This window comes from Methylobacterium pseudosasicola, assembly GCF_900114535.1.
Classification (GTDB): Bacteria; Pseudomonadota; Alphaproteobacteria; order Rhizobiales; family Beijerinckiaceae; genus Methylobacterium; species Methylobacterium pseudosasicola.
Genome location: NZ_FOTK01000088.1, coordinates 1 through 8,926, shown reverse-complemented (window position 1 = coordinate 8,926; position 8,926 = coordinate 1). Strand labels below are relative to the sequence as shown.

General features: G+C 61.4%; 14 protein-coding genes. 3 read left to right on the top strand and 11 right to left on the bottom strand.

The features are described 5' to 3' along the window. From BM228_RS32505 to BM228_RS32485, 6 genes are all read right to left on the bottom strand, one after another. Nucleotides 1-487: PAS domain-containing protein (locus tag BM228_RS32505; RefSeq protein ID WP_092047359.1), on the bottom strand; the 487-nt coding region annotated here is incomplete at its 3' end. Between the two features lie 216 nt (nucleotides 488-703). Continuing rightward, nucleotides 704-970 (bottom strand): hypothetical protein, encoded by a 267-nt coding sequence (locus BM228_RS32500; RefSeq protein WP_092047357.1) that lies wholly within the window; start codon nucleotides 968-970, stop codon nucleotides 704-706. 9 nt (nucleotides 971-979) lie between these two features. Further along, nucleotides 980-1,165 (bottom strand): hypothetical protein, encoded by a 186-nt coding sequence (locus BM228_RS32495; protein ID WP_092047355.1) that lies wholly within the window; start codon nucleotides 1,163-1,165, stop codon nucleotides 980-982. 18 nt (nucleotides 1,166-1,183) lie between these two features. Continuing rightward, complete coding sequence (locus BM228_RS35040; RefSeq protein ID WP_167367899.1) at nucleotides 1,184-1,354, bottom strand: hypothetical protein; 171 nt, start codon at nucleotides 1,352-1,354, stop codon at nucleotides 1,184-1,186. 71 nt (nucleotides 1,355-1,425) lie between these two features. Then, complete coding sequence (locus tag BM228_RS32490; protein ID WP_092047353.1) at nucleotides 1,426-1,692, bottom strand: hypothetical protein; 267 nt, start codon at nucleotides 1,690-1,692, stop codon at nucleotides 1,426-1,428. Nucleotides 1,693-1,694: 2 nt separating this feature from the next. Continuing rightward, nucleotides 1,695-2,459, bottom strand: a complete 765-nt coding sequence (locus tag BM228_RS32485) for a Crp/Fnr family transcriptional regulator (protein ID WP_092047351.1) — start codon at nucleotides 2,457-2,459, stop codon at nucleotides 1,695-1,697. A gap of 442 nt (nucleotides 2,460-2,901) precedes the next feature. Here BM228_RS32485 and BM228_RS32480 point away from each other — a divergent pair, with 442 nt between their 5' ends. Further along, nucleotides 2,902-3,162: a DUF6894 family protein gene (locus BM228_RS32480; RefSeq protein ID WP_092047349.1), complete on the top strand. Its 261-nt coding sequence runs from the start codon at nucleotides 2,902-2,904 to the stop codon at nucleotides 3,160-3,162. On the opposite strand, the gene dnaQ is transcribed toward BM228_RS32480, so the two are convergent. The 4 genes from dnaQ to BM228_RS32460 all read right to left on the bottom strand — a co-directional run bounded on the left by dnaQ (nucleotide 3,143) and on the right by BM228_RS32460 (nucleotide 5,819). Next, nucleotides 3,143-3,850 (bottom strand): DNA polymerase III subunit epsilon, encoded by a 708-nt coding sequence (gene dnaQ, locus BM228_RS32475; RefSeq protein WP_092047347.1) that lies wholly within the window; start codon nucleotides 3,848-3,850, stop codon nucleotides 3,143-3,145. The two genes, BM228_RS32480 and dnaQ, sit on opposite strands and share 20 nt — an antisense overlap. A gap of 227 nt (nucleotides 3,851-4,077) precedes the next feature. Beyond that, nucleotides 4,078-4,461, bottom strand: coding sequence for a hypothetical protein (locus BM228_RS35730; RefSeq protein ID WP_244537430.1), 384 nt, complete (start codon nucleotides 4,459-4,461; stop codon nucleotides 4,078-4,080). Beyond that, entirely contained in the window at nucleotides 4,458-5,108 is a 651-nt protein-coding gene (locus tag BM228_RS32465) for a ParA family protein (RefSeq protein WP_092047345.1), read from the bottom strand. The genes BM228_RS35730 and BM228_RS32465 overlap by 4 nt, the downstream gene beginning before the upstream one ends. An 18-nt stretch (nucleotides 5,109-5,126) precedes the next feature. Beyond that, the gene (locus BM228_RS32460; protein WP_092047343.1) at nucleotides 5,127-5,819 is read right to left on the bottom strand and encodes a hypothetical protein; all 693 of its coding nucleotides are present in this window, start codon (nucleotides 5,817-5,819) and stop codon (nucleotides 5,127-5,129) included. A 102-nt stretch (nucleotides 5,820-5,921) separates the two neighbouring features. Between BM228_RS32460 and BM228_RS32455 the strand changes: the two genes are divergently transcribed. Both BM228_RS32455 and BM228_RS34360 read left to right on the top strand, forming a co-directional pair. Continuing rightward, nucleotides 5,922-6,887, top strand: coding sequence for a site-specific integrase (locus BM228_RS32455; RefSeq protein ID WP_092047342.1), 966 nt, complete (start codon nucleotides 5,922-5,924; stop codon nucleotides 6,885-6,887). Between the two features lie 151 nt (nucleotides 6,888-7,038). After that, nucleotides 7,039-7,944: a hypothetical protein gene (locus BM228_RS34360; protein ID WP_139234331.1), complete on the top strand. Its 906-nt coding sequence runs from the start codon at nucleotides 7,039-7,041 to the stop codon at nucleotides 7,942-7,944. 276 nt (nucleotides 7,945-8,220) lie between these two features. Here the strand turns inward: BM228_RS34360 and BM228_RS32450 are convergent, their stop codons facing one another. Then, nucleotides 8,221-8,739, bottom strand: a complete 519-nt coding sequence (locus BM228_RS32450; protein WP_092047340.1) for a Ros/MucR family transcriptional regulator — start codon at nucleotides 8,737-8,739, stop codon at nucleotides 8,221-8,223. Nucleotides 8,740-8,926: the final 187 nt, after the last annotated feature.

The window sequence follows — 8,926 nt, the reverse complement described above, 5'->3', positions numbered from 1 at the left end:
ACGCCTGCTGTAGCACCGGCAACATTTCATGCGCATGATCTTGTTCGATCAGCCCATGGGCCATCAGCAAGTGATCTGCGACGAGTTCGAGCGTCGAGCCCGGAGGTGTCGTCGCGTTCATGGGCGGCGGAACGAAGCGCGCGAGCGTGCCGTAGGCGGTCAGAGGTTCAGAGCCGCTGGTACTGATCTCCGTCAACGATCCGAGATAGCCGAGGAAGGTGTGATCCGGCGGCCCGTAGGAGGGTATGGCACCGATCAGGACCCAGGCGTAGCTCCCGTCAGCCCGGCGCAGCCGCAGGCGCAAGCTGTACTCGCTCTGCTGATCTCTGGCGCTGCGTAGGAAGGTGACTGCTGTTTCACGATCGTCGGGGTGTACGCGCTCGAACCAGCCATGCTCAACTGCATCAGAGGCTGCCTGCCCGGTGAAGGTGCACCATTCCGGACTGACGTAGCTCACCCCACCGGTCGCGCTTGTGACGAAGATCATCCGGTATGCTCCTGCGCAACTCTTACTAGGGCGCTAGGAAACGAGCGCGGGTTTTCATCGATAGGCCACCTTCTCCCGGCATGTCGAATGCTGGCGTTCCGGAATACGGTACATCTTACCTATGCCTGACAAGGGCGTACTACGAATGGTTCACATGGCCATGCCAGCATGCCAAGAGAGGAACCACAACGCTCTCGGGCGTACTGGACGGCGCGCTCATCCGCGAACCGGGAACCCCATAATGACGGCGGTCATCACCATCGTGCGCCGCAGGCCCGGCGGCGTTGCCTCCTCCGCCAGCAGCTTCCTGGCCTGCGGATGCATCTCGATCGCCTTGGCCACGTCGATAGAGTGGCCGGACTTGAAAGCGAACGGCTTGGCGTCCTCGTCCTTCATGTAGGCGGCGGTGGCCGCCTGGATCTCGTCGTCGGTCACCTCGGACTTGCGGCGAAGGTCGCCGACGCTGGGGATCTCTTTTGCCATGCCAGGGAGCTACCGCAGCGGGCCGGAGCCGTCCATGAGGCCCACCCGCCGAGCTTCGTCGATCAATTCGGCGCCGGTCATCACCTCACCATTTACCCGCCACAACTCGGGATCCTCGTCGAAGCGCTCGACCATGTAGCCGGCGGCGATCAAGTCCTCGACAGCCTTGGGGGTTGGATCATCGCCTTCGGTCATGCCGAGAGGCTATCCCGATCACGGAAGCCACGCGATCCCTCGGGCTACAACGATGAGGCCCGCGAGCGCCAAGAGCACGGCCGCCGCCGCCAACTTGGCGCGCACCAACCAGACATTCAGCTTGATCATCAACGCGAGTTCTGCCGGAAATTTCGAGGCTGGATCAGAGTGCACCGGCTGGGCGGCCATATGATCACGGCATGGTTCGTCAGCCTGTGATCGAACCAAGCGAGGAGGCAGCGTTCGCTGTCATAGGCAGCTCACGCCAGCTTCAGATGCCGTCGCAGCCAGCGCGTCGCCTCCTCCAGGCTCAGGAAGGTCGGTGCCTTTTTCCCATGCAGCCGGCCGAAGCCAACCTCGAAGAACCAGCTTCCGACATTATCGTGCTCCGGATCGGCGAGGCGGACCAGAACCGCCACAAGCAGGCCGTTGGCTATCGCCAGCATGCCGTCACGATCAGGGCTGCCGGTGTCGACCGCGATAGGCTGAAGCACGACCAGGGTCTCGACGTTGTCCCGGCCTGCCAACACTATCCCCCCTGGACGTTCCGCAGCCACGGCACTTGCCGGCGGCCACTCCAACGCGCGTTTCTGAGGTGGAGGTAGTTGGGATTGAACCCGCAGTACGCCTTGAGGTGCGGGACATCCAAGATCGTCAGGATCCGGCCCTTCAACGTGATGAGTTCAAGCCGACGCAACTCTCTCAACGTGCGGTTCACGTGCACGTCCGACAGGCCCATCGTGTCGGCGACCTCTGTCTGTGTGAATGGGAACGCGTAGCTGTTGTTGTTGACGTGCCCCACGGCTTCCAGACGCAACAGCAGCTCGCAAAACAGATGCGCGATGCGCTGATCGGATTGCCGGCTGCCGATGTTGACCAGCCACTCGCGCAGCACGGCCTCATCCACGAGAGCGCACCACATCAAAGCCCGCATCACCCGCGGGTGGTTGGTCGTGACCTCCTCGATGGCTTGCCGTGGGATCTCCACGACCTGACAGGGCGAGATCGTGCCGATGTTGTGGTCCATCTGGTCGAGGATGAACACGTTCAGGTCGCAGAAGTCGCCCGGCACGAAGTAGGCCATGATCTGGCGCCGACCGTCCGGGAGGTCCTTGTAGCGGCAGGCGTAGCCGCTGAGGATGAGATGCACGTCGCCAGGAGCGTCGCCCTCCCGGATCAGGTCCGTCCGGGGTCCTACCTGCCGCACCCGAGGAACGAACATCCGCAACGCCGCCCGGTCGGCGTCGGTCAGTTCCTCGAAGCTCTCAAGCTTGCGGATCAGTGCATCTTGCATTGGACTATGGCGGCGAAGGGCAATCTGTCTCCCTACGTCCAGGGTGGAATATAAACCCCGTCATATGATGGATATTTGCCGCGGGCAGCGGGTAAGTAGCTGAGGCTTTACGATTGTTCGCTTCCGTACACACCGAGCCGAAGCTTCAGATTACCTTACCAAACGAACGTCTGCATCTGAGGCGAAGCGAATTGGCCCATCTGAGAAAGTTGGGTTGATAGCAGCAGGAGGGGACGCCCGATGAAAGGGCACTTAAGTTAAAACGATTTAATTATCGTCTTATCTTTTGATCCAAACTGGAGGTATATTGAGTTATTCGCCTGCTTTATGACGGCGTTCTATGTCATTTTTCCATGTAAAACGAATACACCGTTGATCGAATATCTGGGCATCAGCGGCAGAGAGATGCGAATGCTCCCGCCTGAGTGAGGTTGGAAATCTGATGCCCCATTTTTTCTTCGACACCGACGACGGTGAGGTTCGGTTTGAGGACGATGAGGGCTTCGAATTGCCCAGCATCAACGCCGCTCGCATTGAGGCATTGGACGCCCTCCCGGATATGGCGCGCAACAAGCTTCCGGATCGAGATCGCCGCACCTATTCGGTTCGGGTGCGCGATGAGGGCGGGGCGGTGATTTACTTCGCCTCTCTCGACTTGGTCGGCGAGTGGCATGTCCCAAACGTCAACTATCCGTCTCGCTGATGTAGTCCGCCCAGACGGGCGTCTTGAGTGTGCCGACGAATGCCGCGTGGCGCTCCCGCTCAGCGTCGGTAAGCCGGGATTTGAACACGCGCGGCGCCACCGGCCGGGCGGCGTCCGCAGCAGATTGAGCTGGGATGGCGACAACGGGCCCGAGGTCGAACCCGACCTGCTTGCCGCCCAGCAGCTCGACATAGACCTCGGCCAGGATCTGCGCGTCGAGGAGCGCCCCGTGCTTGGTACGGCGGCTGCGATCGATCCCGTAGCGGCTGCAGAGGGCATCGAGGTTGTTGGCCGCGCCAGCGTGCTTGCGCCGGGCGAGGAGGAGCGTGTCGACTACGTCGTCGAGGACGATCGCCGGCGGCCGCGGCTCGGGCAGGCGGGCATACTCGGCGTTGAGGAAGCCGACGTCGAAGGGCGCGTTGTGGATCACCAGCGTGCCGCCACCGATGAATTCGAGCAGCTCGGGCACGATGGTGGCGAACAGCGGCTTGTCGGCCAGGAAGCCATCGGACAGCCCGTGCACCGCGAAGGCGTCGGGATGAACGGCCTTCTGCGGGTTGCAGTAGCGGTGGAAGGTCCGCCCGGTCTGCATATGGTTGATCAGCTCGACGCAGCCGACCTCGATGATGCGCTCGATTTTGGGGTCCGTGCTGGTGGTCTCGGTGTCGAGGACGATCTCGCGCGTCATGCCGCCTTGCTCTTCCGGTGTGTCTGCTGCCTCTCGAAAGCCGTTCGCACACGATCGTCAAGGAATTCGATCGGCGCACCGGCCGGGCGGCTGTATCATCACGGCTCGCCCGGCCTTGCGCAGAACCCGACCACGACGCGGCTGGTAGCGCGGATCTCGCGCTTCAATGGTGGTTTTTCAACACCACAAAACCACTATGAAGCCGCTTTTCAGGGGGTTGATTGTCGCTACTGCCACCCCTTCGCACTGGGCTTTCCGATCACGTGGTCGATCCCCTCCAGGATCAGGGAATGGATGGAGCGGCCCCGGTCCTCGGCAATTCGGGCGAGCGCGGCGTGGCGGGCATCATCAAGGTAGACTGTCTGTCGGGCGGCTACATCTCGGCGCCCTTTCGGTCGGCCAATCGGCTTGGAATTGACGCGCCCCTCTCCAGCCGGCGAGACAGGCTGATGGATCTCGGTCGCCGTTGTAGCGCGGGCAACGACTGGCTCGGGCTCGGGCTCTGGCGCCCCTACCGGCTCCGGCGGCGCCTCATCCTGTTCGACCTCACGGGCCGCAGCCGCGGCGGCTTTCATCGCGAGCGTCTGGGACACGTTCGGGCGGCGACTCATAGGGTCTCTCCGAGGCGGACCATGACGGCGTCGGCGAGCGCCGCGAATTCGGCCGCGGACGGTGTGTCGGCAGGAACCGCCTCCCCGGTCGCAAGGCTGTCGGCCACGATGGCACGATAGGAGATGGCCGGCGCTACCGGCTCGGTCAGTGCGGCCAGCGTCGTCACCACGTCTCGCCCTGCCCCGGTGCGCTTGTCGATGCGGCTCGGCACAATCAGGATGTCGGGCCGGTCGCGCTTGGCGGCCTTCCGGTGCCGGCGGATCGTGCCGACGGTCTCGGCAGCACCGCGCACGTCCAGCACGGTCGATCCGGACGGCACCAGCACGAGATCGGACACGGCGATCGTCGCACCGAATGCGGCGCCCATCGCACCGGGGGCGTCGATCAGCACGAAGTCGGTCCCCTGGCCCTTGGCGGTCTTCACCCAGGTCGAAACCGCAGCGTCGCTGTCCTCCTCCAGGAGGTGGGCGGTCACCTTGAACGGCAGTTGCCCGTCCTCTGCAATCGAGGCGGCATGTGCCGCCGGATCCGCGTCGAGTACGGCGACGGTGCGCCCACGGCGATGCAGCTCGGCCGCGAGGTTCAAAGCTGTGGTCGTCTTGCCGACGCCGCCCTTGCTCTGCGCAAGGCCTATAATCCTCACCATTTCGGCGCCGTTCTCCCGCTAAAGTGGTGGTATAAAATCACTGCGAAAACCTCTTTCTGATGCCATCGTGGCGTGCCCGTCGTTGCGGACGAGCCAGTAAAGGACGGAGGCGGATTGGCCGAATGCAGCCCCGCCTTCGACCTCGCCGCGGGCCACGACGGCGCGCGCCGCCAGGTCCTTGTCGATGGTCTCGCAGGCCTGAGCGTGGACAGCTGCGGCATCGCCGTGCTTCGTGATCGCGCGGTTGATCCCGCCAGAGTACTTCACCGGTTTTAGGAACTGAGGCTCGATGGTGCCCCCGAGGTGGGTAGCGAGCAGCAACGAGTAGACGGCGGTTCCGCCAACGGCGAGGCGCTGGGCCTTAAGCTCGTCAGCCGTCGTAGCATCGGTGAAGTGTCGGAGATTGCCGAACGCGTCGAAGGTGTACATCGCCTTGAGCTCGACGAGGGCGAGCGGCGCGCCGGCGGGATCGAGCACGGCGAGGTCGACCCTATTCCATTCCCGGGCGACGATGCAGCCGGACGGCTCGTAATCTTGGTGCAGCCGGAAGGCGAGGCGGTCGCGGATCGCGGCCTCCACCTTCATTGTTGCCGCGAGGTAAGCCAGTTCGTTTCGGCGAAACTCGCCGCCGATCGCGGCGAGGGCGGCGGCCATCTCCTGATCCGGTTCTTTCATGAAGACACTCGCCGGAATGCCATTGCCGCGCATCATCACACTTTCGTGGTGTGATAAAAGCATGATCGTGGAATGACCCTCGCACGACCATAGCGCGCGTGATAGTGTCTGAGAAGGACAGTTATCGGACACGATGCTATGAAGGCGCTGAAATCTCGCGTCGTGGAGCCGCGGACCGGCCTACCGATCGTCGCCGGCCTGTCCGACCAGGCCCGGGCGTTCCAGCGGGCGGGCAAGGCCAAGAGCACGCAGCGCGCCTATCTCAGCGACGCCGGACAGTTCGCGACGTGGTGCACGGAGCACGGCTTCGATCCGATGCCTGCGTCGCCGCTCGTCGTGCTTGAGTTTCTAAGCCACGAGGCGACGCGTGGCTCGAAGGCATCGACCATCGCCCGGCGGCTGGCCGCGATCCGGTACGCGCATAAGCTTGCCGGTGAGCGGGACCCGACCGACGACGAAGGTCTGCGTGAGGGCCTGCGCGGGATCCGGCGTGAGATCGGCACTCGACCGAAGCAGAAGGCAGCGGCGACAGCCGACATCCTGGCGGCTCTACTCATGCGGACGCCCGACACCCTGACGGGTCAAAGGGATCGCGCGCTGCTGGCATTGGGCTTCGCCGGTGCGTTCCGCCGGTCGGAGCTTGTGGCACTCGACGTCGCCGACTTGGTCCAAGATCCGGACGGCCTGCGGGTTTTGGTTCGGAGGTCTAAGACCGATCAAGAAGGGCAGGGGGTCGAGAAGGCCATCCCGCACGGCCGCTTCATCCGGCCAGTTGCCCTCCTGCGGGAATGGCTCGACGAAGCCAGGATCACGGAAGGGCCAGTCTTCCGGCCGGTCAATAAGGCCGGCAGGGTCGAGGCGCGCCGCCTGGGTGTGAAGACGGTCGAGCGGGTGATGAAACACTACTGCGCGGCCGCGGGGCTCGATGCCTCGACCTTCGGGGCGCACTCCCTGCGAGCCGGCTACATCACGACAGCAGCCGAGCGCGGCGCCGATCTCGCGCGGATCATGGACCAGTCGGGGCACCGGGATCCGCGCACGGTGGTCGGCTACATCCGGCGGGCCAACGCCTTCAAGGGGCACTCGGGGAGCGGGTTTTTGTAAGTCGCGACAGTGATTTTGCCGCGCTCGCAGCGTCGCTCGACCATCCAGCACGTCTGGCGCCCCCCCCGAAACGTACTCCATTTGTTGGAATTGTTTCTAAGCAGTTTCCACTAGTATGCAGATTTAAACCCACGCCGACTAGCTTGCTCTAATGCTGATTTCATTCGCACCGATCGCTCTAGTTTTGCGCCGAATTAATTCATTTGACGATGAATACTGGTCTGGTTGCGTAGCTGATTTCTGGAAGAAGCACAAAGAGTCCAATCTTAGAATTAGATATTTTATAATAACAAATCTGATTTTATCTTTAAGGGCATTTATTGGACACGTTTTTCTACCCCGATTAACTGCCAAGCTCAGCTCTTGCGAGTCGGCTCAAGAAATTAAAGATGCACTTGGTCGCAAGACTATCTTCGGATTGCTTACCCTAGGTTTTCTGGGAGCGTGCGTTCTACCGATCCCAGCAAATTCGATGAATTACAGCGAGGGGTCTAGCAAACAGACGCTTCGTCGAAAAGTACGTGCGGCCCGCAAGGCAGGAGTAACTTGGCGCTCTGTGACTGATCGTGCGGAACAGATAGTTTTAATCAATAAACTTCATAATTTTGTCCCGTCAAAAACACGCATCCGCTTAGAAGGAAATGACTGGAGCGACGTAATCGGAAAGTATCTTTGGACTGTCGGTTTTGGTCCAGATGGCGAACCATTACTTATCGCTATTACTCCCTACGATGGCGAATGGGCTACATTACATCTGTTTGTTACGCTTGGCGAAACTAAAATTCATTCTGATGCAAGATACTATATTACCCAGGTCATAGTAGAGCGATTATCAAATCTAGGTGTCAGGCATCTTATTAATACAGATAGCGCAGACAATTTACCTGCTGGATTGTGGCATTTCCAAAAAATGCTTGGATTTAGGGTTGTTCGCGTGCGAATTGCTCGTAATCGATCATACGGCTACTTCGGCAAACCAATAACGACGTTATCTGACGAGAAATTCGTTCAAAATCGGAATGGAACATCGAGAACCGGTGTACTTCGAGCGAGATAAAGAGATCGCTAGGAACGTAGCAAGCAGCTGAGCGGATCATGTCTACTGCCTATGCTTCAGCCTTTAACACGCCCAGGCTGATCCGCGCTGCACCTGGACGACGACGCGCCGCCTTTTGCCATAGCGGTCGTCCGGGATGCGACGCGCCGGCTACACGTGAACGGGGGGGAACACGGCAGCCGGCGCGCTCGCTTGCAGGAGCTACTGAAGGCTCAACCGCCGCGATAAGCGAGGGTATGGGGATCACCGGGGGATACGGCAGATCCCCGCTCGGCCTTAAGCCTCAGCGGCTTCCTTGGCCTTCCGCGGGCGCCCAGCACGCTTAGGCTTCTCTGAGACGGTCTCCACCGGCTCCGCAGCCTTCGGAGCCACCTTCTTGCGCTGCTGACCGAGTCCGAGGCTCTTGGCGAGCTCGGAACGCTGTGCCGAGTAGCTGGCTGCCGTAGACGGGTAGTCGCGGGGCAGCCCGTAGCGCTCGCGGTACTGCTCGATCGTCATGCCGGCGCCGCTGAGGTGCCGCTTCAAGGTCTTGTACGGCTTGCCGTCGACGAAGCTGATCAGCGCGTCGGGGGTGATCGACTTCCGGATCTGGGCGGGGGTGAGCTTCTCGGCCGCCGGAGCCTCAGGAGCAGCCCCCTTGCTGAGCCCAGCCAACGCAGCGTGCGTGTTGGCGATCAGGGTAGCGATCTCGCTCGGCTGCAGGTGATTGTTCGAGACGTAGGCAGAGACGAGGCCCGCCGTCAGCTCGATGTAGTCGGTCGACCCACGCTCGATCGTTTCAATGTTCTCGTCCACGTTCCATACTCCGGTGCAAAGTCATCTGTCCCTGCGCCGGTCGTTGCGTAATGGCAAGGTGCCACAGCATCAATGGACAAGAAATTGGTTTCCGATTTGCAATTACCGTAGGGTCTTACCTTCCCGAGTGCTATATCACACGCCAAGGTGGATGATGCTTCGGCTGACGGGAGCGGGCATGACACAG

Coding starts and splice junctions, on each gene's coding strand:
- BM228_RS32455 (WP_092047342.1), top strand. CDS start 5,922: ATGAAGGCGCTGAAATCTCGCGTCGTGGAGCCGCGGACCGGCCTACCG.
- BM228_RS32465 (WP_092047345.1), bottom strand. CDS start 5,108: ATGGTGAGGATTATAGGCCTTGCGCAGAGCAAGGGCGGCGTCGGCAAG.
- BM228_RS32495 (WP_092047355.1), bottom strand. CDS start 1,165: ATGACCGAAGGCGATGATCCAACCCCCAAGGCTGTCGAGGACTTGATC.
- BM228_RS32460 (WP_092047343.1), bottom strand. CDS start 5,819: ATGATGCGCGGCAATGGCATTCCGGCGAGTGTCTTCATGAAAGAACCG.
- BM228_RS35730 (WP_244537430.1), bottom strand. CDS start 4,461: ATGAGTCGCCGCCCGAACGTGTCCCAGACGCTCGCGATGAAAGCCGCC.
- BM228_RS34360 (WP_139234331.1), top strand. CDS start 7,039: ATGCTGATTTCATTCGCACCGATCGCTCTAGTTTTGCGCCGAATTAAT.
- BM228_RS32480 (WP_092047349.1), top strand. CDS start 2,902: ATGCCCCATTTTTTCTTCGACACCGACGACGGTGAGGTTCGGTTTGAG.
- BM228_RS35040 (WP_167367899.1), bottom strand. CDS start 1,354: ATGGCCGCCCAGCCGGTGCACTCTGATCCAGCCTCGAAATTTCCGGCA.
- BM228_RS32485 (WP_092047351.1), bottom strand. CDS start 2,459: ATGCAAGATGCACTGATCCGCAAGCTTGAGAGCTTCGAGGAACTGACC.
- BM228_RS32500 (WP_092047357.1), bottom strand. CDS start 970: ATGGCAAAAGAGATCCCCAGCGTCGGCGACCTTCGCCGCAAGTCCGAG.
- dnaQ (WP_092047347.1), bottom strand. CDS start 3,850: ATGACGCGCGAGATCGTCCTCGACACCGAGACCACCAGCACGGACCCC.